Annotated in this window: 26 protein-coding genes; 14 read left to right on the plus strand and 12 right to left on the minus strand. The window is 71.1% G+C overall.

Annotation, left to right across the window (positions count from 1 at the left end):
• Positions 1 to 60 precede the first annotated feature (60 nt).
• From BUE30_RS12410 to BUE30_RS12420, 3 genes are all read right to left on the minus strand, one after another.
• On the minus strand, positions 61 to 849 hold the full coding sequence (locus BUE30_RS12410) for an exodeoxyribonuclease III (RefSeq protein ID WP_073331095.1): 789 nt from the start codon (positions 847 to 849) through the stop codon (positions 61 to 63).
• A gap of 233 nt (positions 850 to 1082) precedes the next feature.
• Positions 1083 to 1403 carry a hypothetical protein gene (locus BUE30_RS12415; protein WP_073331098.1) on the minus strand — a complete coding sequence of 107 codons (321 nt, stop codon included), beginning with the start codon at positions 1401 to 1403 and terminating at the stop codon, positions 1083 to 1085.
• Between the two features lie 302 nt (positions 1404 to 1705).
• Entirely contained in the window at positions 1706 to 2392 is a 687-nt protein-coding gene (locus tag BUE30_RS12420; RefSeq protein WP_073331101.1) for a response regulator transcription factor, read from the minus strand.
• Between the two features lie 167 nt (positions 2393 to 2559).
• Here BUE30_RS12420 and ribA point away from each other — a divergent pair, with 167 nt between their 5' ends.
• The 3 genes from ribA to BUE30_RS12435 are packed head-to-tail and all read left to right on the plus strand — an operon-like array spanning position 2560 to position 4396.
• A complete protein-coding gene (ribA, locus tag BUE30_RS12425) occupies positions 2560 to 3633 on the plus strand; it encodes a GTP cyclohydrolase II (protein WP_073331104.1) in 1074 nt (357 codons plus the stop codon).
• Positions 3630 to 3884: a hypothetical protein gene (locus tag BUE30_RS12430; protein WP_073331107.1), complete on the plus strand. Its 255-nt coding sequence runs from the start codon at positions 3630 to 3632 to the stop codon at positions 3882 to 3884. Before ribA ends, BUE30_RS12430 begins: the two co-directional genes overlap by 4 nt.
• On the plus strand, positions 3881 to 4396 hold the full coding sequence (locus BUE30_RS12435; RefSeq protein WP_073331109.1) for a L,D-transpeptidase family protein: 516 nt from the start codon (positions 3881 to 3883) through the stop codon (positions 4394 to 4396). The genes BUE30_RS12430 and BUE30_RS12435 overlap by 4 nt, the downstream gene beginning before the upstream one ends.
• Here BUE30_RS12435 and BUE30_RS12440 read toward each other — a convergent pair.
• Complete coding sequence (locus BUE30_RS12440; protein ID WP_073331112.1) at positions 4393 to 5046, minus strand: YggS family pyridoxal phosphate-dependent enzyme; 654 nt, start codon at positions 5044 to 5046, stop codon at positions 4393 to 4395. The two genes, BUE30_RS12435 and BUE30_RS12440, sit on opposite strands and share 4 nt — an antisense overlap.
• Positions 5047 to 5268: 222 nt before the next feature.
• Here BUE30_RS12440 and BUE30_RS12445 point away from each other — a divergent pair, with 222 nt between their 5' ends.
• From BUE30_RS12445 to holA, 5 genes are all read left to right on the plus strand, one after another.
• Complete coding sequence (locus BUE30_RS12445; protein ID WP_073331115.1) at positions 5269 to 6513, plus strand: porin; 1245 nt, start codon at positions 5269 to 5271, stop codon at positions 6511 to 6513.
• A gap of 124 nt (positions 6514 to 6637) precedes the next feature.
• Positions 6638 to 7063, plus strand: a complete 426-nt coding sequence (locus BUE30_RS12450) for a DUF3576 domain-containing protein (RefSeq protein ID WP_073331118.1) — start codon at positions 6638 to 6640, stop codon at positions 7061 to 7063.
• A 90-nt stretch (positions 7064 to 7153) separates the two neighbouring features.
• Positions 7154 to 9727, plus strand: coding sequence for a leucine--tRNA ligase (leuS, locus tag BUE30_RS12455; RefSeq protein WP_073331121.1), 2574 nt, complete (start codon positions 7154 to 7156; stop codon positions 9725 to 9727).
• The gene (gene lptE / locus BUE30_RS12460) at positions 9714 to 10208 is read left to right on the plus strand and encodes an LPS assembly lipoprotein LptE (RefSeq protein WP_073331124.1); all 495 of its coding nucleotides are present in this window, start codon (positions 9714 to 9716) and stop codon (positions 10206 to 10208) included. The genes leuS and lptE overlap by 14 nt, the downstream gene beginning before the upstream one ends.
• The gene (gene holA / locus BUE30_RS12465; protein WP_073331125.1) at positions 10205 to 11236 is read left to right on the plus strand and encodes a DNA polymerase III subunit delta; all 1032 of its coding nucleotides are present in this window, start codon (positions 10205 to 10207) and stop codon (positions 11234 to 11236) included. Before lptE ends, holA begins: the two co-directional genes overlap by 4 nt.
• 109 nt (positions 11237 to 11345) lie before the next feature.
• Here holA and BUE30_RS12470 read toward each other — a convergent pair whose 3' ends face one another.
• The 5 genes from BUE30_RS12470 to BUE30_RS12490 form a co-directional block, all read right to left on the minus strand.
• Complete coding sequence (locus BUE30_RS12470) at positions 11346 to 11576, minus strand: hypothetical protein (protein WP_073331128.1); 231 nt, start codon at positions 11574 to 11576, stop codon at positions 11346 to 11348.
• 265 nt (positions 11577 to 11841) lie between these two features.
• Positions 11842 to 12060 carry a hypothetical protein gene (locus BUE30_RS12475; RefSeq protein ID WP_073331130.1) on the minus strand — a complete coding sequence of 73 codons (219 nt, stop codon included), beginning with the start codon at positions 12058 to 12060 and terminating at the stop codon, positions 11842 to 11844.
• Positions 12061 to 12160: 100 nt separating this feature from the next.
• Positions 12161 to 12859 carry a YjbF family lipoprotein gene (locus BUE30_RS12480; RefSeq protein ID WP_073331133.1) on the minus strand — a complete coding sequence of 233 codons (699 nt, stop codon included), beginning with the start codon at positions 12857 to 12859 and terminating at the stop codon, positions 12161 to 12163.
• Positions 12856 to 14982 (minus strand): YjbH domain-containing protein, encoded by a 2127-nt coding sequence (locus tag BUE30_RS12485; RefSeq protein ID WP_073331136.1) that lies wholly within the window; start codon positions 14980 to 14982, stop codon positions 12856 to 12858. The genes BUE30_RS12480 and BUE30_RS12485 overlap by 4 nt, the downstream gene beginning before the upstream one ends.
• Positions 14983 to 15232: 250 nt before the next feature.
• Entirely contained in the window at positions 15233 to 16246 is a 1014-nt protein-coding gene (locus tag BUE30_RS12490) for an asparaginase (RefSeq protein WP_244526355.1), read from the minus strand.
• Between the two features lie 242 nt (positions 16247 to 16488).
• On the opposite strand from BUE30_RS12490, the gene BUE30_RS12495 reads away from it, so the two are divergent.
• The 6 genes from BUE30_RS12495 (at position 16489) to BUE30_RS12520 (ending at position 20442) form a co-directional block, all read left to right on the plus strand.
• Complete coding sequence (locus BUE30_RS12495; RefSeq protein WP_073331138.1) at positions 16489 to 17034, plus strand: invasion associated locus B family protein; 546 nt, start codon at positions 16489 to 16491, stop codon at positions 17032 to 17034.
• Positions 17022 to 17522: an invasion associated locus B family protein gene (locus BUE30_RS12500; protein WP_244526356.1), complete on the plus strand. Its 501-nt coding sequence runs from the start codon at positions 17022 to 17024 to the stop codon at positions 17520 to 17522. Before BUE30_RS12495 ends, BUE30_RS12500 begins: the two co-directional genes overlap by 13 nt.
• The gene (locus tag BUE30_RS12505; protein ID WP_073331141.1) at positions 17510 to 18007 is read left to right on the plus strand and encodes a hypothetical protein; all 498 of its coding nucleotides are present in this window, start codon (positions 17510 to 17512) and stop codon (positions 18005 to 18007) included. Before BUE30_RS12500 ends, BUE30_RS12505 begins: the two co-directional genes overlap by 13 nt.
• Positions 18008 to 18086: 79 nt before the next feature.
• Entirely contained in the window at positions 18087 to 19316 is a 1230-nt protein-coding gene (gene rlmN, locus BUE30_RS12510) for a dual-specificity RNA methyltransferase RlmN (RefSeq protein WP_073331144.1), read from the plus strand.
• A gap of 68 nt (positions 19317 to 19384) precedes the next feature.
• Positions 19385 to 20164, plus strand: coding sequence for a hypothetical protein (locus BUE30_RS12515; RefSeq protein ID WP_073331147.1), 780 nt, complete (start codon positions 19385 to 19387; stop codon positions 20162 to 20164).
• Between the two features lie 62 nt (positions 20165 to 20226).
• Positions 20227 to 20442 carry a hypervirulence associated TUDOR domain-containing protein gene (locus BUE30_RS12520; protein ID WP_073331149.1) on the plus strand — a complete coding sequence of 72 codons (216 nt, stop codon included), beginning with the start codon at positions 20227 to 20229 and terminating at the stop codon, positions 20440 to 20442.
• Between the two features lie 193 nt (positions 20443 to 20635).
• Here the strand turns inward: BUE30_RS12520 and BUE30_RS12525 are convergent, their stop codons facing one another.
• From BUE30_RS12525 to ubiA, 3 genes are all read right to left on the minus strand, one after another.
• Positions 20636 to 20965, minus strand: coding sequence for a hypothetical protein (locus tag BUE30_RS12525; protein WP_073331152.1), 330 nt, complete (start codon positions 20963 to 20965; stop codon positions 20636 to 20638).
• Between the two features lie 42 nt (positions 20966 to 21007).
• Entirely contained in the window at positions 21008 to 22948 is a 1941-nt protein-coding gene (locus BUE30_RS12530; RefSeq protein WP_073331155.1) for an OmpA family protein, read from the minus strand.
• A 74-nt stretch (positions 22949 to 23022) separates the two neighbouring features.
• The gene (ubiA, locus tag BUE30_RS12535; protein ID WP_425303931.1) at positions 23023 to 24042 is read right to left on the minus strand and encodes a 4-hydroxybenzoate octaprenyltransferase; all 1020 of its coding nucleotides are present in this window, start codon (positions 24040 to 24042) and stop codon (positions 23023 to 23025) included.
• Between the last annotated feature and the right edge of the window lie 15 nt (positions 24043 to 24057).

Genomic DNA, 24057 nt, shown 5'->3' on the forward strand with positions numbered 1-24057 from the left:
GCCTCCCCGCCCCTCGGGCGCGCCGGGGTCGTGCGCCCCGGCACCGGGATCCGACCGATCTCAGAGGTCGAACGTGGCGAGGACGGGCGCATGGTCGCTCGGCTGCTCCCAGCCGCGGACGGGGCGCAGGATCCGGCTCGAATGGGCGGCGCCCGCGATATCGGGCGTGGCCCAGACGTGATCCAGCCGCCGGCCCTTGTCCGCCTTGTCCCAGTCGGGCGAGCGGTAGGACCACCAGGAATAGAGCTGCCCCTCGGGGATGTGGGACCGGGTCACGTCGACCCAGGATCCCGCCTCCTGCGTCTCGCCCAGATGGGCGACCTCGACCGGGGTGTGGCTGACGACCTTCAGCAGCTGCCTGTGGCTCCAGACGTCGTCCTCGCGGGGCGCGATGTTCAGATCGCCGACGAGGATCGCCTTTTCCGGCCGCTCGGCGCGGAAGGCGTCGCGCATGGCGGTCAGGTAGTCGAGCTTCTGTCCGAACTTCACGTTGGCCTCGCGGTCCGGCACGTCGCCGCCCGCGGGGACGTAGTAGTTGTGGATCGTCACCCCGTTCTCGAGCTGCCCCGAGACGTGCCGCGCATGGCCGAGATCGGCGTGATCGAGCGCCGAGACCTCGCGGATCGGCAGCTTCGACAGGATGGCCACGCCGTTATAGCCCTTCTGCCCGCGCGCGATCATGTGGCGGTAGCCCAGCGCCTCGAACCGCTCGCGGGGGATCTTCTCGACCGGCGACTTGCATTCCTGCAGGCACAGGATGTCGGGCGATTCCTCCTCCAGCAGGCGGGCGACGAGCGCCTCGCGCAGGCGGACGGAATTGATGTTCCAGGTGGCGAGCGTGAAGGTCATGCGCCCCCTATGGCAGCGCGGCCTGGGCCTGCGCAAGGGCGGCGCCGGACGCGTCCGGATGCCGGAGCCGGGGCCGGGGGATCCGCCCGATCCCGCCGGGCCCGATCTCGCGGGGCCCGACCAGCGGCGCGCCGGGCCGCGGATGGGCCGGCGCTCCGCTCGGCGGATCGTGCGGCGGGAAACGCCCGGACAGGGATCCCGCCGGGCGCCGCGATCCGCCGCGTATGGTGCGGTCAGCGGATGGTGTAGCTGCCGGACCCGCAGATGTTGATGCCGTACCATTCCTCCATCTGGCCGCTCCCGTACTGCACGCGCAGGTCGTAGATGCAGCCCAGCGGGTTCGTGATGTTGGCCTGGTAGTACTGGCCGTTGCGCACGACGTTGCCGCGCAGGCGCTCGGCGTCCCAGACGTCCACCCGCTCGGAGGTGAACCACACGCCGGTGATCGACTGGCCGGTCTGGTTGTAGACCCGGAACAGTTCCGCCATCGCCGGCGAGGCCAGCGTGCCCATCGCGATCGCCGCGGCGACCAGCGTCTTCTTCATCGAGACCATGACAATTCCCTTCTTCGAAATCGCGGGCGACCGGTCTGGCCCCCCTCCTCTTGCCCCTGCGGAATCCTAGGGGCGGGGCGTCGATTGATAAAGAAGAAATGATGATACAGGCCGGATCCGGGTCTCCGGGCCGGCCGCATGCCGGTCCCCCGACATGGAACGGGGCCCGGGGCATTGTGTGCCGCGGACCCCGTTCCGGGAGGGAATGCGATGATGGACCTGACCCCGCCATCAGGGGCTTCGGGGAGTCGAACGCGGATCGGGCCGCGCGGTTCCCGGAAAAAACCGCGCGGTCGCCGGGATCAGGCGACCAGCCTGTATCCGCCGCTTTCCGTGACCAGCAGACGGGCGTTCGAGGGGTCGGGCTCGATCTTCTGGCGCAGACGGTAGATGTGCGTCTCGAGCGTGTGGGTCGTGACCCCGGCATTGTAGCCCCAGACCTCGTGCAGCAGCACGTCCCGCGCCACCACGCCGTCCTGTGCGCGGTAGAGGAACTTGAGGATGTTCGTCTCCTTCTCGGTCAGGCGCACCTTCCTGTCGTCCTCGGTCACGAGAAGCTTGTGCGCCGGACGGAAGCTGTAGGGGCCGAGCTGGAAGACCGCGTCCTCGGACTGCTCGTGGGTCCGCAGCTGGGCGCGGATCCGGGCCAGTAGCACCGGGAACTTGAACGGCTTGGTGATGTAGTCGTTGGCGCCCGCGTCGAGCCCGAGGATCGTGTCGCTGTCGCTGTCGTGCCCCGTCAGCATCAGGACCGGGCACTTCACCCCGGACTTGCGCATCCGCCGGCAGAGCTCGCGCCCGTCGGTATCGGGCAGCCCGACGTCGAGGATGACCAGATCGTAGAGCTGCGCCTTCGCCTTCACCATCGCGTCGGCGCCGTCCGCGGCCTCGAACACGTCGAAATCCTCGGTCATGACGAGTTGCTCGGACAGGGCCTCGCGCAGGTCGTCGTCGTCGTCCACGAGGAGAATCTTCTTCAGCTGTGCCATCGGTCCTACCTCCATTCGGATCGGTGTTCGTCTTCAGGGTTCGAGATGTGTCACGCGGGCGTGCACAGGAAGGTTGCGGAAACGTCTCTCACGTCGAGTTGTCGCGGGGGCGGGAAATGTTACAAGTCCGGGCCACCCGGCCGACCCCCCCCTGCCGAAGACCCTCCATGAGCCTCCTGCCCAGCCTGTCCGACCTGATCGCCCGGGCCCGCACCGACCTGCGGATGGGGCTGCCGGTCGCCCTGCGCGGACCCGGCGGGATCGTGCTGGCCGCCGCGGCCGAGACGTTGGGGACCGAGCGTCTGGCCGACCTCGCGCATCTGGAGGGGCCGGCCCTCGCGATCACCCGCCGCCGGGCCGACACGCTGAAGGCGCGGGCCTACGCGGCCGACCTGGCCCGGATTCCCCTGCCCCGGGACGCCGATCTGCACTGGATCCGCGCCGTGGCCGACCCCTCGGGCGATCTCGCCACGCCGATGAAGGGGCCGCTGCAGACGCTGCGCGCCGGTGACGACGCCCCCGCCCGGGCCGCCCTCGCCCTGGCCAAGAGCGCCCGGCTGCTGCCGGCCGCCCTGCTCGCCGGGGCGCCGGACGCGCCGGAGGGGCTGACCGTCCTGCCGCTCGACGGGCTGCATGCCCGCCTCGCCGAGGTGCCGGACCTGCCCGAGGTCGTGGCCGCCGGCCTGCCGATCGCGGCCCATGTGACGACGCGCCTGCACGTCTACCGCCCCACCGACGGGGCCGAGGAGCACTACGCGGTCGAGATCGGTCGCCCGTCCCGCGACGCGCCGGTGCTGGCGCGGCTTCATTCGGCCTGTTTCACCGGCGACGTGCTCGGCTCGCTGAAATGCGATTGCGGCCCTCAGCTCCACGCCGCGCTGGAGCAGATGGGCGAGGCCGGGGCCGGCGTGCTGCTCTACCTCAACCAGGAGGGGCGGGGCATCGGCCTCAGCAACAAGATGCGGGCCTATTCGCTGCAGGACCAGGGCTTCGACACGGTCGAGGCGAACCACCGGCTGGGATTCGAGGATGACGAGCGGGACTTCCGCATCGGGGCCCGCCTGCTGGACCGGCTGGGCTTCCGGGCAGTGCGGCTGCTGACCAACAATCCCCGCAAGGTGGACCGCCTGCGGGCCGCCGGGATCGACGTGGTCGAGCGGGTGCCGCTCAAGGTCGGCCAGACCCGGTTCAACCACCACTACCTCGCCACCAAGGCGGCGAAGTCGGGGCACCTCCTGTGACCGGAGAGGTTCCGAAGCCCGGACCGCGCTGCCGCGTCGGCCTCGCCGCATTCTCCTACGTCTACGGGATCGCCCTGCTGGTCTTCGCCCTGTCGGGGGGCGTCCTGCCGGAGGGGTGGGGCGCGATCGCGGCGATGGTCCTGACGGTGCTCGGGCTGCCGCTGTCGCTGCTGGGCGGGCCCTGGGCGGCGATGCTGGCGCCCTTCGCCGTGCTGGTCGCGCTCAACGTGCTGTGCCGGATGCGGCGATGAGGGCCGGGCCGATCCTCGTGCGCCCCGTCGCGGCCCGCGCCGGGATCCTGTCCTTCGACGGTCTGGCCGCGCCCTGCGCGCTGGGCCGGGGCGGGATCGTCCCGCCGGGGGAGAAGCGCGAAGGCGACGGGGCGACGCCGCGCGGACCCCACCGGGTCGTGCAATGCTGGTATCGCCCCGACCGCGTCCCGCGCCCGGCGCCTTGGGCGATCCCCATCGGGCCGGGCGACCTGTGGTGCGACGCGCCGGACCACCCGGCCTACAATGCCCATGTCCGCGCCCCCTTCCCCGCCGGGCACGAGCGGCTGCGGCGCGGCGACCGCCTCTACGACATCGTCATGGTGCTCGACTGGAACTGGCCGGACGCGGTGCCGGGCCGGGGCTCGGCGATCTTCGTGCATCGCTGGCGAGCCCCCGGCCGGCCGACCGAGGGCTGCGTCGCCCTGCCGCCTGCCGCGCTGCGGCGCCTGGCCGCCGCGGCCCGGCCCGGCACGCCGCTGCTCGTCCGCTAGCCCGGCTGCCGCTCGCCGAAGATGGCCGAGCCGACGCGGACATGGGTCGCGCCATGCGCGATGGCGGCCTCGAAATCAGCGCTCATCCCCATCGACAGCCCCGGCAGCCCCAGATCGGCCGCCAGCGCGGCGAGGCGGGCGAAATGCGGCTCGGCCGCCTCGTCGGCCGGGGGAATGCACATCAGCCCCTCCACCGGCAGGTCCAGCCCGCGCGCCCGCTCCACCAGAGCGGGGGCGTCGGCGGCGAGGATGCCGGCCTTCTGCGGCTCCGCCCCGGTATTCACCTGCACGAAGAGGCGCGGGCAGGCCCCCGTCTCGTCCCGCAGGCGGGCAAGGGTATCCACCAGCTTCGGCCGATCGACGGAGTGGATCGCGTCGAACAGCTCGATCGCGGCGCGGGCCTTGTTCGTCTGCAACGGGCCGATCAGATGCAGCTCGAGGTCCGGATGCACGTCCCGCCTCGCGGACCAGCGCCCCTGCGCCTCCTGCACCCGATTCTCGCCGAAGACGCGCTGTCCCTGGCCAAGCACGGAATCGATCCTTTCCTCCGGCTGGACCTTGGACACGGCGATCAGCGTCACCTCCGCCGGGGCCCGCCCGGCCCGCTCGGCCGCCTGTCGCACCCGCTGCGCAATCTCGTTCAGACCCATGACGCTCCCCGCTCGATTTCCGGTCCCGGACGGCCGCCTGCCCTGTCCGGCAAAGCTTCGCCGACGGCCCCGGGCAATCTGTGTCCCACCTGCATCATTTCCATGGCGCGGGCCGAACCGCCCCCGCAAGCGACTTGAGCGACGGGGCGCGAGGGCGCATAGCCAGCATCAATGCTGGTTGGACTGGCATTCTCGGGAATGCGAAACACGAGGGATAAATTCATGAAGAGCATCCTCCTCGCCTCCGCTTCGATCGTCGCCTTCGCGGGCGCCGCTCAAGCCGAGGTCATCTGGGCGGCCGACGCCGAGTTCGGCTACAACGAAGAGGTCGAGGGCGGCTTCTACTTCGACGGCGGCCTCGGTGTCGTCGCCGCGGCTGAGCTGGATATGGGCCTCGAGGCCGGTATCGCGCTCGACGTCGATCTCGGCTTCTCCGAGAACGAAGACGACGGCGTGTTCAACAGCTTCGGCGGCTCCTTCTCCGGCATCAGCGTCAACGCGTCCGACTTCGTCGTGTTCGTCCAGACCACGGACATGGACTCGGCCTATGCCGGCGGCCTGTACATCGGCGACACCGAGACCGCGTCGCAGCAGATCTGGAACGGCACGACCAACATGGAGACCGACGGTTTCCTCGAGGTCGGTGACGTGGACGACGGTGCCGATGACGGCGACTTCGTCGACGGCGTGCTGCGCGGCGACCTGACCTTCGGGTCGGTCGACATGTCGGTGTCCTACTTCATCGCCGACAACGGCGACGTGGACACGGACGACGTCGACGCGCTCGAGGGCCTGCAGGTCGGTGCCCGCACCGTCTTCGGCAACTTCGAAGTCGGCGCCGTCTACCAGGAAGAGGTCCCCGGCCGCATCGTGAACGCCGTCGACTCCAGCCCGGGCGATGACGGCATCGTCGGCACCGACGACGACATCGCGGAAGAGCCCGGCACCATCGACGAGCTGTTCGGCGTCTACGCCGGCACCACCGTCTACGGTGCCGACCTGACCGTCGCCTACTCCGAGAACCTGACCACCGAAGCCTCCTCGCTCGGCTTCGAGGTCGGCTACGCGATCGGCCCGGTCGTCGCCACGGCGTTCTACTCGCTCGAGCAGGGCCCGGACGGTGACGACGATGCCGTCGACGACAACTACGGCGTCCAGATGGCCTACTCGAACGGCCCGATCAGCGTCCTCGGCTACTACCACGACGGCACCGACGAAGAGATCGGCATCGAAGGCTCCTACACCTTCGACGCGATCACGTTCTACGCCGGTTACATCGACAACCGTGACGACATCGACGACAACTACGAAGCCTACGCGGCGATGGAATACGGCCTCTCCGATGCGGCCACCGTCTTCGCCGCCTACGGCGAGTCCGGCGACGGCTACACCGGCGCCAACGACGAGATCGGCAACGCCTACGAAGTCAACGAAGGCACGACCGTCGGCATCAGCTTCACCTTCTGAAGCCATCGCCTCCGGTGATACGGGAAGCGGCCCCTCGGGGCCGCTTCTTGCATTTCGGGGCCTGTCTTGTATCGGTAGGCGGGCCGGCACGACCCGCCGCGACCGCCTTGCAGGAGCCTCCGCGATGACACGACCCTTCCGCGCCGCGGCCCCCCTACTCGCCTGCGCGATCGCGCTGTCCGGCTGCGGCCTGTTCGGCGGCGGCGCCGGTCCCGACGCGGTCCGCGAGGCGGCGCGCACGCGCGGCGCGGAAAGCGTCGCCGTGAACCGCTACCTCTGGGCGGCCTCGCTCGACACGCTGAGCTTCCTGCCCATCGAATCCGTCGATCCCTTCACCGGCGTCATCGTCATGGGCTACGGCACGCCCCCCGGCGGCAGCACGGCCTACCGCGCCACGATCCATGTCAGCGACCCGGCCCTCGACGCGCGCGCCCTCGATGTCGCGCTCGCCACGCGGTCGGGACCCGTCCCGGCCGCCACCCAGGCGGCCATCGTGGACGCGATCCTGACCCGCGCCCGGCAGCTGCGGATCGCGGATTCCCGTCTCTAGGGCCCCCGCCCTTCCCCCGCCGACACGATCGGTCTAACAGGACCGGGCCGCCAGCGGCCTATTTCCACGCGACCCCACGGATTCCGCCACATGACCCGTTACGACCCCGCGACCATCGAGACGAAGTGGCAGCAGGCCTGGGACGCGGCCGGCATCTTCCGCGCGCAGCGCGACGAGAGCCGGCCCAAATACTACGTGCTCGAGATGTTCCCCTACCCGTCCGGCCGGATCCACATGGGCCACGTGCGGAACTACACGCTGGGCGACGTGATCGCGCGCTACAAGCTGGCCAAGGGCTTCAACGTGCTGCACCCGATGGGCTGGGACGCCTTCGGCATGCCGGCCGAGAACGCGGCGATGGCCCAGGGCGGGCATCCCGCCGACTGGACCTACCGCAACATCGCCGAGATGAAGGCGCAGATGAAGCCGATGGGCTGGTCGCTGGACTGGTCGCGCGAGCTGGCGACCTGCGATCCCGAATATTACGGCCAGCAGCAGGCGCTGTTCCTCGACATGCTGGAAGAGGGCCTGGTCTACCGCAAGAACGCCGTCGTGAACTGGGACCCGGTCGACATGACCGTCCTGGCGAACGAGCAGGTGATCGACGGCCGCGGCTGGCGCTCGGGCGCCGAGGTCGAGCGGCGCGAGCTGACGCAGTGGTTCTTCAAGATCAGCGACTATTCCGAGGAGCTTCTGGCCGCGCTGGACCGTCTCGACGACTGGCCGGCCAAGGTCAAGCTGATGCAGGCGAACTGGATCGGCCGCTCGCGCGGGCTGCAATTCGCCTTCGGCCTGACCGAGGAGGCGCATGGCCACGACCGGGTAGAGGTCTATACCACCCGGCCCGACACGCTGATGGGCGCGAGCTTCGTCGGCATCTCGCCCGACCATCCGCTTGCCCGCGCGCTGGAGAAGGACGATCCCGAGATCGCGGCCTTCTGTGCCGAGGTCCGCAAGGGCGGCACCACGGAAGAGGCGCTGGAGACGGCCGAGAAGCGAGGCATGGATACCGGTCTGCGGGTCCGGCACCCCTTCGACACGTCGTGGGAGCTGCCGGTCTGGATCGCGAACTTCATCCTGATGGATTACGGCACCGGCGCGATCTTCGGCTGCCCGGCCCATGACCAGCGCGACCTCGACTTCGCGCGGAAATACGGGCTTCCCGTCGCCTCGACCTACGAACCGGTGGAGATCACCGGAGATTACGCCTCCCCCGAGGAGGGCGGATCCGCCTACGTGCCGGCCAAGGACGTGGCCGTGCGCTATGTCCGGCGGATCGCGGGCGACGAGGTCCAGACCGGGAATGACGGCGTCGACGCCGCCATCGCCTTCTGCGAGGGGCACGGCGTCGGCCGGGGCGTGACGAAGTACCGCCTGCGCGACTGGGGGCTGTCCCGCCAGCGCTACTGGGGCTGCCCGATCCCGGTCGTGCATTGCCCCGAATGCGGCGTGGTGCCGGAAAGGAAGGAGAACCTGCCCGTCGAGCTGCCGCGTGACGTGTCCTTCGACATCCCCGGCAACCCGCTCGACCGGCACGAGGGCTTCCTTTCCTGCGCCTGTCCCGCCTGCGGCGGCGACGCGAGGCGCGAGACGGACACGATGGACACGTTCGTCGATTCGTCCTGGTACTTCACCCGCTTCACGGCCCCCCGCGCGGACACGCCCACCGTGGCCGAGGACGTCGCCTACTGGATGAACGTCGACCAGTATGTCGGCGGGATCGAGCACGCGATCCTGCACCTCCTCTATTCCCGGTTCTTCGCCCGGGCGATGCAGCGCACCGGCCACCTGCCGGAGGCGGCGATCGAGCCGTTCGACGCGCTCTTCACCCAAGGCATGGTGACCCACGCGATCTACCAGTCGCGCAACAAGTCGGGCCGTGCGGTCTACCACTACCCCGAGGAGGTCGAGCTGCGCGACGGCGGTGCATGGCTGCGCGCGGACGGCCGCGAGGTCGAGGTGGTCCCCTCCGCCAAGATGTCGAAGTCGAAGAACAACGTCGTCGACCCGGTCAACATCGTCCGCGACTACGGCGCCGACACCGCGCGCTGGTTCGTCATGTCCGACAGCCCGCCGGAACGCGACGTGGAATGGACCGCCTCGGGGGCCGAGGCGGCGGCGAAGCACCTCGCCCGCGTGTTCCGGATCGCCGCCGAGGCGGCGGAGCTACCGGACGGCACGGGGGCGGGCGACGCCGCCCTGCGCCGAGAGGTGGCGCGGACCGTCGACGGCGTGACGCGGGACATCGAGAGCTTCGGCTTCAATGCCGCGATCGCCCGGCTCTACGCCCTCACCAGCGCGCTGCAGAGATCCGATGCCGGCGGCACCGCGCGCCGCGAGGCGGCCCGCACCATGGCCCAGCTGATGGCGCCGGTGACCCCGCATATCGCCGAGGAGCTCTGGGCGATGCTGGGGGGCGAGGGCCTCTGCGCGACGGCGCCCTGGCCCGTCGCCGATCCGGCCCTGCTGGTCGAGGACGAGGTCACCCTGCCGATCCAGGTCAACGGCAAGCGCCGCAGCGAGATCACGGTCCCCAAGGACATGGACAAGGCGGGGATCGAGGCGCTGGTGCGCGCGGACGAGGCGGTGCTGCGGACCCTGGACGGGGCCGAGATCCGCAAGCTGATCGTCGTGCCCGGTCGGATCGTCAATGTGGTCGCTTGATCCCAGAGCGGTCAATCGCCGCGCTGTCCTGCGCGGTCTTGCCGCCCTGCCGCTGGCCGGCTGTGGCTTCTCCCCGGTCTACGGACCGGGGGGCCCGGGCGAGGCGCTGCGCGGACAGGTCCGCGTCGACGCGCCCGAGACGACGATGGGCTACCGTCTGCAGGGCCGGCTCGAGGATCGCCTGGGCGGCCGGCCCGACGCCCCGCGCTACGCCCTGTCGGTGACGATCGGGGTGGAGCGCGAGGCGACCGCCTTCGCCCGCGACGCCGGCTACACGCGCTTCACCCTGCTGGGCGAGGCGGGCTACCGGCTGGTCGAGGGCAGCGCCCTGATCGCAGAAGGCAGCGTCGACGGCTTCACCGCCTATTCCGCCACCGCCTCCACCGTCGCGACGGGCACCGCGCGCGACGATGCCGAACGGCGCCTCGCCATCCTCCTCGCGGACCAGATCCTGAACCGGCTGATCCTGGCGGTCGCATGAAGATCGCGCCCCGCGATGCCGCCGCCTTCGTCCGCAAGCCGCCGGAGACGCTGCCCGGGATTCTGATCTACGGCGACGATGCCGGGCGCGTCGCGCTGCGGCGGCAGGACCTGCTGCAAGCCCTCGTCGGGCCGGAGGCAGAGCAGGAGATGCGGCTGACGCGGCTGAACGGCTCGGACCTGCGGTCGGACAGCGCCGCGCTGGACGGGGCGATGCGGGCGCAGGGCTTCTTTCCCGGCCCCCGCGCCGTCCATGTCGAGGGCGCGACGGACGGCCTCGCCGACCTGTTCCGCGCCGCGCTGGAGGATTGGCGCGCGGGCGATGCGACCATCGTCGCGACGGCCGGCTCGCTCACCGCGCGCTCGGCCCTGCGCAAGCTCTTCGAGGGGGATCGGCGCGCCGCCTGCATGGCGCTCTACGACCAGCCCCCGAGCGAGGCGGAGACGCTGGATCTCTGCGCCCGCGCGGGTCTGCGACCGCCGGAGGGCGAGGCGCGCGGGGCCCTCATGGCCCTGTCCCGCGACCTGTCGCCGGGCGATTTCCGACAGACCATCGAGAAGCTGGGCCTCTACCTGCATGGCGAGGACCGGGCCGTCACGGTCGAGGACATCGCCGCCATCGCCCCCCGCAGCATGGAGGCGGCGCTGGACGACGCGATCGCGGTCGTGGCCGACGGGCGGCAGGACGAGCTGGCGGACGTGCTGCGCCGGCTCGACTCCCAGGGCGTGACGCCGGTCTCGCTGCTGATCTCGACGACCCGGCACTTCCGGCAGTTGCACGCCGCCGCGTCCGATCCCGGGGGGCCGGTGAACGGCCTGTCCCGCGCACGCCCGCCGGTCTTCGGCCCGCGCCGCGACGCGATGGCCGCCCAGGCGGGGCGCTGGGGCCGGGCGGGGCTGGAGAAGGCGCTTGCCACGCTGATCGACACCGACCTCGCGATTCGCGCGGCGGCGCGAACGGCGCCCGACCGGGCGCTGGTCGAGCGGGCCCTGATCCGGCTGACCCTGATGGCGCGCGGGCGCGGCTGACACCAGGGCAACGGCAGCACAAAAGAGAACGGCGGCCCCGCTGGGGGACCGCCGCCACTGTAACGCCTTGTCCGTGGCCGGCCGGGGCCGGCACCGGAGCAGCCGAAGATCAGTCTTCGGAATCGTCGCCCGACACCGCGACCGCGATCAGCGCGGCGGCGAGAGCGGCGGGGATGACCCAGCCGGGGATGGAGCCGGCGGGGGCCGCGGGCTCGACCATCACGGTCGGGGCGACGACCGGGGCTTCGGTGATCTCGTCGGCGAAGCCGCCGGCGAACGCGGAGGTCGCGGCGAAGGCCGAAGCGGCGGTCGCGGCGAGGAGGGTCTTGGTCACAGACATTTCGGTGTCCTTGGTTGGTGCGGTAACTGCAATCGGGACATTAGCGGGGCAGTGAGCAGGCGCAACCGATCCTTCGGAAAACGGCGATGGTTCGCCCAGACATTGCGCGCCGGCAACATGAGCAAGGATCGGCCGAGGCGATTCAGTGGGCGAACGCCCCGATGACGGGCGGTTTCTCGGCCCGGAACGCAAAACGGCCGGCACGTCGCCCGTGCCGGCCGCTCCGTGCGAAGGGACACCGCACTGTCCCGTCGCGATGAACCGATCAGTCGTCGGAATCGTCGCCCGACACCGCGACCGCGATCAGCGCGGCGGCGAGAGCGGCGGGGATGACCCAGCCGGGGATGGAGCCGGCGGGGGCCGCGGGCTCGACCATCACGACCGGGGCTTCGACGATCTCGTCGGCGAAGCCGCCGGCGAGGGCGGCGGAGCCGGCAAAGGCGATGGCGGCCGTCGAGGCCACGAGGGTCTTGGTGAGGCGCATGTCACTTCTCCAGTTGATAACAAGGCGTTGTAACCGGCTATATCCAGCGGTTGACACCTGATCAAGTCTTCGTGCCCCGTTTGCGATCCCCCGGGCGGCTTCAGAAGCGGGCAAAGCGCAAATATGCAACAGTTTGCGTGACGAACTGGCGGGAGGCCGCGATCTCGCCGTTCGCGCCCAACCAGTAAAGGTTTTCAAAGACTAAGGTCGGACTGCTGCAGGTTTCGGTGAACCTGGGCAGGCTCGCCATGCGCCCGCCGAGATCGATCTGCTCGGCCCCGGAGGCGACGATCTCGCAATCGAATCTTTCCTGGACGACCCGGTCGAGCGAGTCGAGCCGGTCGTGAATCCGGACCGCCGAGCCGCCTCCGGCGCGAATCGCCTGCGCGACCTGGGTGACGTTCGCCCCCATCAGGTCGTCCGGCAGGCCCCGCGTCCCGACGAGGAGCCCGTCATCGAAGGCGGCGTCGAAGCCGTAGGGGCTGGAATAGGTGCGATCGCCCCCGTTGTCCTGCACCAGCCGCATCGGGGCCGGGACCGAATAGCTGGGCAGCCACATCGCACCGGCCACGCCTTCGGCGGCGTAGGCCGCGTCATCGACCGCGGGCGCCGCGGCCCCGCCGCCCCCGAAATCGCCCGGCAGGAAATCGGCGATCGCCGCGAGGGGCGAGCGCGTGATCTCGGCCCCGGTGCTCGTCCCGCCCGGAGCCGCGACATCGTCGGCGGCGCAGGCGCCCAGCAGGGCGAGCATGGCGATCGCGGCGAGGCTGCGGCGCCCCGCGAAACCCGTGACGCTCATCTCCAGAACCTCCCCCAGCCGTCCTCGAGATCGACGAGCCGCCCGTCGCGGACCGTGTCGTAGAGCCGTCCGTCAACGTTCAGTCGCGCGCCGCCGTCGCGGGTCAGCGAGGCGAGCGTGTTGCTGACCGAGGCCCGGGTCGGCGTACCGAGGAAATAGTCGAACGGGATCGTCACCCGGATCCCCTTGTCGAAGGACCCCTCGCCGAAATCCTCGGCCGAGACATCGGTCATCGTCGCATAGGCGCCGACGCTCCACCCGTTCTCGAACTCGCGGTCGAGCGCCACGGTCGCGCCCCAGTCTCCGGCCAGGTAGCGCCCGACGTCGAGCTGGGCATGGAACCCGTCGTCGAAGGCGTAATAGGCCGAGACGTGACCGGTCGCGACCTCGTAATCCATGAAGCCGAGGCCGGAGAACTCGCGCTGGCGCACGTAGTTGACCTCGGCCCCGAGGGCGAGGTTCGACGCCACGGGCGCCCAGAGAAGCTCGCTCGAGACCCCGCCGAACATCCGCTCGAGATAGCCGACCGTGACGCGGCTGTAGAGCTGGGGACCGGGCCGGCCGTAATAGGCGAGATGCAGGCGATCGAGGCTGGGGTTGCCCTCGCGCAGGTAATCCCCCGCATCGGTCCGCACCGGCTGCAGGGCCGGCGGGGCCCGCTCGACATCGTCGTCGTCGAGATCGGTGAGCCGATAGCTGATCTGGCCGCTCGCGACGAGGTTCGGCGTGATCTCGTAGGCCGCCTCTCCCCGCAATCCCAGGACGAGATCCGCCGGGCCGTCGAAGACCAGAAGGCTGGCATAGGGCCGGATCCCGTAGGTCAGCCGCTGCGTCGGCGCGACCGGGGCCAAGTCGGCCGCGGACCCCGCATCGGCGATGACCGCGCGGTCGAGAATCGCCTGCGACGCGCCGGCGGTGTTCTCGAGCCGCTCGAGATCGGACCGGGACAGGGTCGTGGCGTTGAGCGGCACGCCCTGGCGCGACGGCTCGAGCACGAAGGTCTCGACCTGCGGCGGGGCGAGCTGCGTCAGGATGCGGGCCGCGCGGCCCAGCGCCTGCGGCTCGGCCCGAAAGGCCTCGTTCTCGAACCGGATGCGGATCGTGTCCGCGCCGATCTCGATCCCCTCGAGGTCGAGACCCTCGGTGGCGAGTCCGCGGCGGATCCGGTCGGTCAGCGTCGCGCCGTCCACCGGCCCCTCGGCCCAGCTGCGCGCCGCCTGCGCGTCCGCGCCCCTGACCGAGACCGGCACCGGCGCGGGGTCGAGGCCGTTGACGATCGGCCGGTTCGCCGGGTTGAGGAATACCGTCCCCGTCAGCGCGAAGGTCGAGCCGTACATGTAGGCCGCGCCGATCTGGACCCCGTCGGTCGGCCGGTAGGCCAGACCGACATTGATCGGGGAATTGACCTCGATCAGGTCCTGCAATTCCTCGAACTCGTAGGTGTCCGACGAATATTCCAGCTTGAAGGTCAACGCATCGGAATAGGCGTACTCGATCCCGCCGAACAGCGCCGCGTCGCCGCGGAAGAATTGGTCCGCCTCGATCTCGCCACCCTGCCCGAAATCGATCGGGGGACGCTCGCCGAAGGGCTGGCCGAGCATGCCGTCGCCGCCGAGTCGGCCCCAGCCGATCCCGGCGGTCACGCGGATGCTGTCCGAGACCGTCTTGGTGGCGACGAGGTATTCGCCGCCATAGGTTCCGGTGCCGAGAAAGTCCTGCAGGCCCACGGAAACCGAGGGCAGCAGTTCCGATTCCTCGACCAGCTGGTAGCGCAGGTCGAAGCTGCGGTCGAAATAGAATTCGTCGTCGTACTTCGACACGACATCGGGCGGGTTGAAATCGTAGATCGCGGAATACCGGAACGTGCCCGACAGGCGCGGCGTGACCTGGAACGACAGCGACGTGCGGACCTGCCCCGCGACGTAGCCGATCGAGGTGGTGATCTGACCGTCATCGGCCGCCATCGCGGTCGGCATGTCGAACAGGCCGGGCGTGCCGTAGAGCGAATAGCTGAGGCCCCGGTCCTGCGCGGCGGCACTGCCGGCCGCCAGCGCGATCAGGCTGGTCCCGGCCAACCGGGCCAGGAACGGGCCGCCCGGAAGGCGGCAGGAAGGGCGGGACATGAAGCGTCGTCTCCACAAGGGCGGCGTCTTTGAGGCGACCCTAGATCACCGGCGCAGCGGGGGAAAGTTGCGATTCGGGAAACCGGGCTCACTCTGCGCCACGGGGGCTGGATGGGGCCCGGGCGGGCGGATTCCCGCCGTTCCGGTACGGGCGATCCGCATCCCCCCGGCCGTTCCCGGGGCCGCGGACCCGGAGGACCGCCAGGGGGCGCGATCCCCGTTCGCGCTCCGTCATCCGGTCCGTGCGGCCTCAGGCCAGGGCGCCCGTGGCGCGCAGGCGGCCCACCTCGACGCCGCGCCAGTTCGTCAGGGCCCGGTCGACGAAACGCGGTCGTGCCGCCTCCGGCAGCACCCCGAGCCGCGCCAGGATCGCGCCCATCGCGATGTCCTTCGCCCGGTCGCCGCCATCGGCCAGCTTGACCGCGACGCCGAGGCCCCGCTCCGGCAGGATCGCGGCGTAGAACCCGTCGGCGCCGCCCTTCACCGCCGCGGCGCCGCCGGCGGCGCGCATCATCTCGGTGCAGGCGCGGCCCTCGCCGTAGACCATCTCGGGATGGGCGATCATCGCCTCCACCAGTCGGGCCTGCGCCTCGGTCCGGGTGCCGGATCGCCCGCCATGCCCCCCCGCCGCCGCCGCGAAGGCGGCCATCGCCCGCGCCATGCCGGTCATCGAGGTCGCGAAGTTCGGCGCCGAGCAACCGTCTATCCCGTAGCCGGGCGAGGTCTCGCCCGTCACCTCCTCCCACGCGGCCCTGGCCGCCTGCTGGACGGGGTGACCGACCTTCTCGTAATCGGGCCCGCCCCCCAGATGCCGGTTCAGCGTGAGGAAGCCGGCATGCTTGCCCGAGCAGTTGTTGTGCACCTGGCAGGGGGAGTCGCCGGCCCGGATCATCGCGTCGCGCACCGCCTTGTTGCGCGGCTCCTGCGCGCCGCATCGGAAATCGTCGTCGGACAGACCCAGGGTCGCGATCCAGTCGTTGACCGCATCCACATGGATCGCCGCCGCCTCGTGGCTGGCGCAGGCGAGGGAGAGCTGGCGCGGCGTCAGCCCGTGCGCATCGGCGGCCCCGCTCTCGACCAGCGGCAGGGCCTGGATCATCTTGGCGGACGAGCGGGGATAGGTGACGAGGGCCGGATCGCCCCAGGCCTCGACGATGTCGCCGCCGGCATCGACCACGACCGCATGCCCCCGGTGGACGCATTCGGTGCGTCCGCCCCGGGTCGTCTCGACCATCACCACGCCGTCGTCCAGTCCGTCCGTCATGTCGTCCCCTCTCCGCGCCGATCCCGGCGCCGCCGTCCTCGATCCGCGACGCCGCGCCGCGTCCGCTCCGCGCGGAGTCCCGCGCATTCGTGAAAGGCCCGGGGGCTTTTCCCCAAGCGCCGAATATTGGTAGGAGTCTCTCCGTCGAGTTCCAATGGGGCCCGCGAGGGAAGGTCCGGCAGACGAACCGGTCCTCTCGCGGTCGAACCGACGAGGCAAGGACGGAACGAAAGGCTCATTCGATGCACTCCCGCACCATTCGCGCAGTCGGCCCGGCGGCCCTGATCCTCGCGGCCCTCACCCTCACGGCGCCCGCCGCCTCGGCCCAGGACGAGGCGACGAACCGCGTCGCCGCGGCCACGGACTGGAGCGTCTTCCAGGAATCGGACCCGGTGGAGTGCTTCGCCGTGTCGGCCCCGAAGGAGAGCCTGAACACGCGCAACGGCTCCCCCGTCGAGGTGAACCGGGGCGAGACGCTGCTCTTCGTGTTCTATCGCCCGTCGGAGGGCGTGAACGGGCAGGTCACCTTCACGGGCGGCTATCCCTTCGCCTCCGGCTCGACCGTGTCGCTCAACATCGGCGGCACCGATTACCAGCTCTTCACCGAGGGTGAGTGGGCCTGGCCCGCGACCCCGGAGGACGACAACCGGATCGTGACGGCGATGCGCGCCGGGGCCGAGGCGGTGCTGACCGGCCAGTCGGGCCGCGGCACCCAGACCCGCGACACCTTCTCTCTCCTCGGCTTCACCGCATCGGTCGAGGAAGCGCAGCGTCGGTGCGCCGGCTGATGCGCCGCCTCGCCGCCGCCCTCGCCCTCGTCCTGCCCGCGGCGCCCGCCCTGGCGCAGGACGCCGTCTGGACGCTCTATTCCGAGGATGCGAGCGCCTGCTACGTCTCCTCCCCCGCCGGAACGTCGGTCAATACCCGCGACGGCGAGGAGGTGGAGGTGAGCCGCGGGGTGACGCGGCTCGTCGTCGGCTGGCGCCCCGCCGACGGGATGGTCGGCCAGGTGAGCTTCACCGGCGGCTATCCGTTCGATCCCGAACGGCCCGTGACCCTCGCCACGAACGGCCAGACCTTCGAGATGACGAATGACGGCGAGTGGGCCTATTCCCCCTCGCCCGAGGCGGATGCCGAGATCCTGGCCGCCCTGCGCGCCGGCGAATCGGCGACGCTGACGGGCCTGTCGACCCGCGGCACGCAGACGCAGGACACCTTCCCGCTCGAAGGCTTCGACGAGGCGGTGGACGCCGCGCTCGAGCGGTGCCCGGGCTGAGGAGCCTCGCCCTCGCGCTGCTGCCGGCCCTGCCGGCGGCGGCCGAATCGACGGAAGAGGACCGCGTCGCATCCTTCTCGGACTGGAGCGTCTTCGTCGCCGCGGGCGGGACGGAGTGCTGGGCCTCCACCTACGATCGCGGCGCAGGCAAGGGCCGGTCCCCCGTCGCGCAGCTGATGGTGACGTGGTGGCCGCGCGACGGCGTGGCGGGAGAGCTGACGGTGCTGAGCCTGGCCGGCGCGTTCCGCGAGGGGGAGGGGATGTCGATCGACACCGGCGCCGCCTCGGCCCCGCTCTACGCCGATGTCGACTGGGCCTGGACCGAGGGGCCCGCCACCGACGACCGCATCCGGGCCGGGATCGCCGCAGGCGCGCGTCGCCTCGTGCTGGTGGAGACGGGCACCGGATCGCTCGCCTTCTCGACCGCCGGCGCGGCAGAGGCCTTTGCCGACGCGGCGCGGCGCTGCGGGATGGCGCCGTCCTGACGCCGCCCCTTCCGCCCCTTGGGCGGAACCCCATATTGCGCTAGAGACCCCGCTTCCCCGAGCCATCGGACGATTCGCCATGACCGACGCCCCCTCGATTCCGGCCCCGAACGGCGGCGCCCCCCGCCCCGCGCCGATCACGCAGGACGTGATGACGATCCCGCGCCGCGACGTGGACGGCGGCAAGCCGAACCTCGTCGGTCTGCCGCGCGACGCGATGCGCGAGGCGCTGATCGCCGCCGGCACGCCCGAGAAGCAGGCGAAGATGCGGACGGGCCAGCTCTGGCAATGGATCTACCATTGGGGGGTGCGCGACTTCGCCGCGATGACGAATCTCGGCAAGGACTACCGCGCCCTGCTGGCCCGGCATTTCGAGATCCGCCTGCCCGAGATCGTCTCGCGCCAGGTCAGCGAGGACGGCACGCGCAAGTACCTCGTCCGGATCGCGGGCGGGCACGAGGTCGAGACGGTGTACATCCCCGAGGAGGATCGCGGCACGCTCTGCATCTCGTCCCAGGTCGGGTGCACGCTGACCTGCTCGTTCTGCCATACCGGCACTCAAAAGCTGGTGCGCAACCTCACCCCGGCCGAGATCGTGGGCCAGATCATGCTGGCGCGCGACGATCTGGGCGAATGGCCCGAGCCCGGCCAGGGCACGGGCGAGAACGGGCCGCGCCTGCTGTCGAACATCGTGCTGATGGGCATGGGCGAGCCGCTCTACAATTTCGAAGGCGTCCGCGACGCCATGAGGATCGCGATGGACGGCGAGGGGATCGCCCTGTCGCGCCGCCGCATCACGCTCTCCACCTCCGGCGTCGTGCCCGAGATCGCGCGCTGCGCGACCGAGATCGGCTGCCTGCTCGCCGTGTCCTTCCACGCCACGACCGACGAGACGCGCGACCGGCTCGTCCCGATCAACAGGAAGTGGAACATCGAGGCGCTGCTCGAGGCGCTCAGGGCCTATCCCAAGGCGTCCAATTCCGAGCGGATCACCTTCGAATACGTGATGCTGGACGGGGTGAACGACACGGATGCGGACGCGCATCGGCTCGTGGCGTTGCTCGAGGGGATCCCGGCCAAGGTGAACCTGATCCCGTTCAACGAATGGCCCGGCGCACCCTACAAGCGGTCGTCGAACAACCGAATCCGTGCCTTTGCCACGATCCTGATGCAGGCCGGCTACGCCGCGCCGATCCGCACCCCGCGGGGCGAGGACATCATGGCCGCCTGCGGCCAGCTGAAATCCGCGACCGAACGCGCCCGCAAGTCCCGCAAGGCGATCGAGGACGAGGTGGCGGCGGCCCGCTAGGCCGCCCTCGACGGCACTGGTCCGCGCCCCGCGCCGCTGCTAGCAGTGCCGCGAGAGGACAGAGGGGAGTGACCGACATGCGCCTGACGATCAACAAGATCGATTTCGAGATCGAATCGGTCCCCGCCGACATCCGCCGGGCGGTCGAGGCCGACCCGATCGTCCGCCAGGGCCTGCGGCGCGAGATCTTCGCCTGGGACCGCGAGGCCGGGAAGGGCCGGATGATCGCCCGCACCGTCAAGGACGGGGCGATCCCGCTCGGCAACGCGCTGACCTTCTTCGTCCCGCGCGTGGGATCGGACGGGACGGTGTCGAACAACGACAAGCTCGCGCAGAAGAACGCCGAGCGCTTCCTCGCCGCGGTGGGCGCGCGCGACGTGCTGGGCGTGCTGCGCCCGCTGGCCCGGGTGCTGCCCCTGCCTCGGGTCGGTCTGCCGCGCGAGAGGTTCCGTCCCTTCGACAAGGCGGTGAACTACACCGTGGTGATGGAGACGGAATTCGCGACCGTCCGCCTGCGCGAGGCGTCGCGCAACCTCACCGCTTATCTCTTCGTCCCCGCACAGGTCTTCTTCCGCGCCGAGGTCGCGGAGGAGGAACGGCCCGCCCTGCAGAAGCTGATGGAGGAGAAGCCAAGCATCTCCAACCGCCGCTTCGGGACGATCCTGCCGGAGGCGAACGCGGCCAACCGCGACATCCGCCGCCTCGCCACCGCGCAGCGCATCCGCGACCTGCAGCCGGCCGTGACCGCCGCGCGCGAGGCGGGCACCCCGCCCGAGCCCGCCGTGGCCGACGCGTTCGGCCGCGCGGTGCGGGAATGGCGGATGCTGGTCCCGCAGGACGCGACCTGACGGGAACCGCCCGGCCCGCCCGCCGGTTCGCCCCTTCGCAACCGCAAGGAAGGGGGGCCGACATGGCCGGCTATAAGGAAGGCGACAAGGTGAAGTGGGAGTGGGGCGACAGCACCGCGACCGGCAAGATCGTGAAGGTCTACACCCGCAAGCAGACGCTCAAGATCAAGGGCAACGAGGTCACCCGCGACGCCAGCGAGGACGAGCCCGCCTACCGGATCGAGCAGGAGGACGGGGACGAGGTCCTCAAGTCCCATACCGAGGTGAAGAAGGCCTGAACCCGGCCGCGATCGCACCGGGCCGGGCGCGGCGGCCCCTCCGGATCCTTCCGGTCGGCGCGCCGGTCATCGGTCCGGTCGGTCGTCGGTCCGGCGCAGTCCCCCGCCCGAAGCCGCGGAGCGCCGCTTGGCCACGGAAGGATCGGTCACGGAACGATCGGCCGGGCCGGTCGCACGCAGCCAACCCGTCGGCTCAGGCCCCCGCGTTCTGCCGCTCGACATAGGCGCGCAGTTCCTCGGCCTCTCGCCGCGCGTCGCGCAGTCCGTCCATCGCGGCGCGCAGCTCGGCCTCGGTCTGGGCGAGCTGGTTCGACAGCTCCGCCTCGCGTTGCTCGGCCCGCATCTGCGTCTCGTCCCGCGTTTCCTCTGCGTCGTGCAGCGCCTGCGCCATCCGGTCGAGCTCGCCGATCTCGGCCCGCGTCACGCGGGTGAAACGGTCGACCAGCCAGCCGGCGAACCAGCCCAGGCAGAAGGCCACGAAGAGGATGATCGCCGTCGCGACGATGAATTCCAGACGGTTCATGCGATGGTCGTCCCCGTTCGTCCCTGGCCGCGCGCTGCCGCGCTAGCCGTCCTGTTCCGTCGCCGCCTCGTCCGCCGCGGCCTCTTCGGAGGCGTCGGCATCGTCCGCGCCGCCGGCCTCTTCCCCGGCGCCGTCCGCGTCGGACTCCGGATCGGCCCCGTCATCGCCCGCCGCCCCGGCGCCCGCAATACGGAACTCGATCCGGCGATTCGCCTCGCGGCCAGCCTCGGTCTCGTTGTCGGCGATCGGGTCCGCCTCGCCGTAGCCCACGGCCGAGAAGGTCGAGACCGGCACCCGCCGCGCCCGCAGCGCCGACAGCACGGCGTCGGCGCGCTGCTGGCTGAGCCGCTGGTTGCCGTCCTCGCTGCCCTGACTGTCGGTGTAGCCCGCGATCTCCATCGGCAGGTCGAGGCACTGGCGCAGGATCTCGGCGATGTCGTCGATCACGTTCTGCGTCTCGCCCGTCAGGGTGGCGCTGCCCGGATCGAACAGGATGCGACGCCCCTGGGTCACGATGCCGATGCGGCGGATGCACTCCTCTGGCGTCGGCAGCCCGACCACGGGATCGAGCGATTCCTCGTAGGCGATGTCGGCGGTGAAGGTCGCCTCCTCGCCCAGCTTCTCGACCAGCAGGGCCGAGATCTCGGCGCTCGCCTCGGGGTCGCCGGTGCTGCCGCGGATCGCCAGTTCGTCCGGGCCGATGACGAGAGAGCCGTTCGACAGCATCGACAGCGCCTCGACCCCCGCCATGATCCGCACCGACCAGCCCTGCGGCAGGTCGGCGGCGACGCGGGTGCCCATCGTCAGGTCCTCGCGCCCGAACCGGGCGACGGCGAGGTTCTCGACCATCGAATTGACCATCTCGTCCGGCACCCGGCCGCGGATCTGCACCGCCCCCTCCGGGCTCAGCGTCGCGGTGAAGGCCGGCGGCTCGGTCTCGCCCACCCGGGGGGCCTCGGGCAGGACAGCCTCGAAGGCGAAGCCTTCGGGCAGGGCGTTGGCCAGCTCGCCCGCGACGCGGTCGAACAGGTCGGGGTCCGTCCCCTCGGCCGCGACGAGCAGCACGTCCCCGTCGGTGAAGGTCACGCTGCCGCCGCCGATCTCGGCCAGGCCGTCGATCCCCGTCTCGACCGCGGCGCCCCAGTCCGGCGAGGGCACGCCCAGCGCCAGCGGGCACGAGAGGGGGGCCTCGGCCCCCGCCTCCATCGCGGCGGCCGAGATGCGGCGCTGCGATTCCTCGGTATCTGCGTTGCAGGTCTCGAACCCGGCGCCGGTCTCGTCGATGCGGAACCGCACGGCGAAGGGGGTCACGACCGGCCGGGGCGCGGTGACGACCAGCGACAGGCCGACCCCGTCGGGCAGGGTCCGGGCAAGGCGCGTCTCGATCCGCGACTTCTCGGCCTCGCTCTCGGCGATGGCGGTGATCGTCACCCGCTCGGCCGTGACGGATATCTTGGATTGCGGCAGGTCCCGCAGCGAGGCGAGCGCGTAGTCCATCGCCGCGCGCCAGGTGGGCGGCATCGGGTAGTCGGCCGCCTCGAGGAAATCGGCCACGGGCTGATCGCCGCTGGCATCGTCGATGCGCGCGTCCAGCCGGCCGCGATCCATCGCCGCCGGGATCAGCCCGATGAGGGAGATGCCGCTGTCGTTCCGCAGGATCTCGACCGCGAAATCCGGCGCCTCGATCCGGTCTGTCTCGGCCACGCGCATCGAATCGATCACGCGGCTCGCGTCGACGACGCCGCCGGCGGTCGAGATGGCGCGAAACCGCGCCGCCTCGGACGGGGCCTCGCCCTCGAGCACGACCTGCAGCCCGTCGGACTGGACGCTGACCCACTCGTATCCGTGGTCGATCAGCGCCTCGCGGACCGAGGTGGTCGACACCTTCTCGAGCGATGTCGTCACCGTGCGCGCGGCCACGACCGACCCCGCCCCGGCGAGGAAGAAGGCGGCGACAGTGGCGATGATCGGGGCGAGTCGCATGGGGTCCTGACGTGGCGCGGGCGCAACAACCGCCCTGTTATCCCCAGCGCCCCACTTGTGCAATCGACGCGCCCTCAGAGCGCGAGGGCACCGGCGAAAAACAGCAGGGGCAGCAGACCCGCATCGCGATTCGACCGGAACAGCCGCAGAAGGCACCCGTCGTCGTCGGGATCGAACTTCGCGAGCTGCCCGGTCATGTGCCAGCCCATCGCCCAGGGCCCGCCCAGCGCCACGACCAGCGCCAGGACCGACGCCTCGCCCCGCGCCAGCAGCACGGCCAGGCCCATCAGCGCGACCGTCGCCACCAGGAACCGCCTCAGCCAGACGGGAGAGCGCGCGCCGAACAGCCGGGCCGTCGACTTGACCCCGATCAGGGCGTCGTCCTCGGTGTCCTGGTGGGCGTAGATCGTGTCGTAGAACAGCGTCCAGGCGATCCCGGCGAGGTAGAGGACGAAGGGCGCGGGGCCCAGCGTTCCGGCATGGGCCGCCCAGGCCAGCAGCGCGCCCCAGTTGAAGGCGAGGCCGAGAAAGACCTGCGGCCACCAAGTGAAGCGCTTGGCGAAGGGATAGACCGCGACCGGCAGCAGCGAGACCACGCCCAGCGCGATGGCGAGGGGCGGAAAGGTCAGCAGGATGGCGAGGGCGACCAGCGCCTGCGCGACCAGCCAGGCCAGCGCCTGCCGGACGCCGACCGCGCCGGAGGGGATCGGCCGCGACCGGGTCCGCGCGACCGACCCGTCGATATGCCGGTCGGTGATGTCGTTCCAGGTGCAGCCGGCCCCCCGCATCAGGAAGGCGCCGATGGCGCAGCCGAGCGCGATCCAGCCGTCGTAGAGGCTCGCCCGCCCGTCCCAGAGCATCGCCAGCGCCAGCCCCCACCAGCAGGGCAGCAGCAGCAGCCACGTCCCGATCGGCCGGTCGGCCCTGGACAGGCGCAGATAGGGGCGCAGCCGGTCCGGCGCGCGGCGGTCGACCCAGTTGCCGCGCACCGCGTCGCGGACCGCGCCTCTGTCCGTGCCCGGGTTCGTGCCGGCGGGCGTGCCTGCGCCTGTCCCCGGGTCCGTGGCCTCTCCCGTCTCCGTCCGCTCTGGCACCCCTGTCTCCCCGCC

It is taken from the genome of Wenxinia saemankumensis (genome assembly GCF_900141735.1).
GTDB classification, from domain to species: Bacteria; Pseudomonadota; Alphaproteobacteria; order Rhodobacterales; family Rhodobacteraceae; genus Wenxinia; species Wenxinia saemankumensis.

Bases quoted from the DNA above. Each gene is read 5' to 3' on its own strand.
- BUE30_RS12440 (WP_073331112.1), bottom strand. From the start codon at position 5,046: ATGGGTCTGAACGAGATTGCGCAGCGGGTGCGACAGGCGGCCGAGCGG.
- BUE30_RS12435 (WP_073331109.1), top strand. From the start codon at position 3,881: ATGAGGGCCGGGCCGATCCTCGTGCGCCCCGTCGCGGCCCGCGCCGGG.
- BUE30_RS12485 (WP_073331136.1), bottom strand. From the start codon at position 14,982: ATGTCCCGCCCTTCCTGCCGCCTTCCGGGCGGCCCGTTCCTGGCCCGG.
- BUE30_RS12475 (WP_073331130.1), bottom strand. From the start codon at position 12,060: ATGCGCCTCACCAAGACCCTCGTGGCCTCGACGGCCGCCATCGCCTTT.
- lptE (WP_073331124.1), top strand. From the start codon at position 9,714: ATGTGGTCGCTTGATCCCAGAGCGGTCAATCGCCGCGCTGTCCTGCGC.
- BUE30_RS12495 (WP_073331138.1), top strand. From the start codon at position 16,489: ATGCACTCCCGCACCATTCGCGCAGTCGGCCCGGCGGCCCTGATCCTC.
- BUE30_RS12445 (WP_073331115.1), top strand. From the start codon at position 5,269: ATGAAGAGCATCCTCCTCGCCTCCGCTTCGATCGTCGCCTTCGCGGGC.
- BUE30_RS12480 (WP_073331133.1), bottom strand. From the start codon at position 12,859: ATGAGCGTCACGGGTTTCGCGGGGCGCCGCAGCCTCGCCGCGATCGCC.
- holA (WP_073331125.1), top strand. From the start codon at position 10,205: ATGAAGATCGCGCCCCGCGATGCCGCCGCCTTCGTCCGCAAGCCGCCG.
- BUE30_RS12415 (WP_073331098.1), bottom strand. From the start codon at position 1,403: ATGGTCTCGATGAAGAAGACGCTGGTCGCCGCGGCGATCGCGATGGGC.
- BUE30_RS12450 (WP_073331118.1), top strand. From the start codon at position 6,638: ATGACACGACCCTTCCGCGCCGCGGCCCCCCTACTCGCCTGCGCGATC.
- leuS (WP_073331121.1), top strand. From the start codon at position 7,154: ATGACCCGTTACGACCCCGCGACCATCGAGACGAAGTGGCAGCAGGCC.
- rlmN (WP_073331144.1), top strand. From the start codon at position 18,087: ATGACCGACGCCCCCTCGATTCCGGCCCCGAACGGCGGCGCCCCCCGC.
- BUE30_RS12470 (WP_073331128.1), bottom strand. From the start codon at position 11,576: ATGTCTGTGACCAAGACCCTCCTCGCCGCGACCGCCGCTTCGGCCTTC.
- BUE30_RS12410 (WP_073331095.1), bottom strand. From the start codon at position 849: ATGACCTTCACGCTCGCCACCTGGAACATCAATTCCGTCCGCCTGCGC.
- BUE30_RS12490 (WP_244526355.1), bottom strand. From the start codon at position 16,246: ATGACGGACGGACTGGACGACGGCGTGGTGATGGTCGAGACGACCCGG.
- BUE30_RS12525 (WP_073331152.1), bottom strand. From the start codon at position 20,965: ATGAACCGTCTGGAATTCATCGTCGCGACGGCGATCATCCTCTTCGTG.
- BUE30_RS12530 (WP_073331155.1), bottom strand. From the start codon at position 22,948: ATGCGACTCGCCCCGATCATCGCCACTGTCGCCGCCTTCTTCCTCGCC.
- BUE30_RS12520 (WP_073331149.1), top strand. From the start codon at position 20,227: ATGGCCGGCTATAAGGAAGGCGACAAGGTGAAGTGGGAGTGGGGCGAC.
- BUE30_RS12420 (WP_073331101.1), bottom strand. From the start codon at position 2,392: ATGGCACAGCTGAAGAAGATTCTCCTCGTGGACGACGACGACGACCTG.
- ribA (WP_073331104.1), top strand. From the start codon at position 2,560: ATGAGCCTCCTGCCCAGCCTGTCCGACCTGATCGCCCGGGCCCGCACC.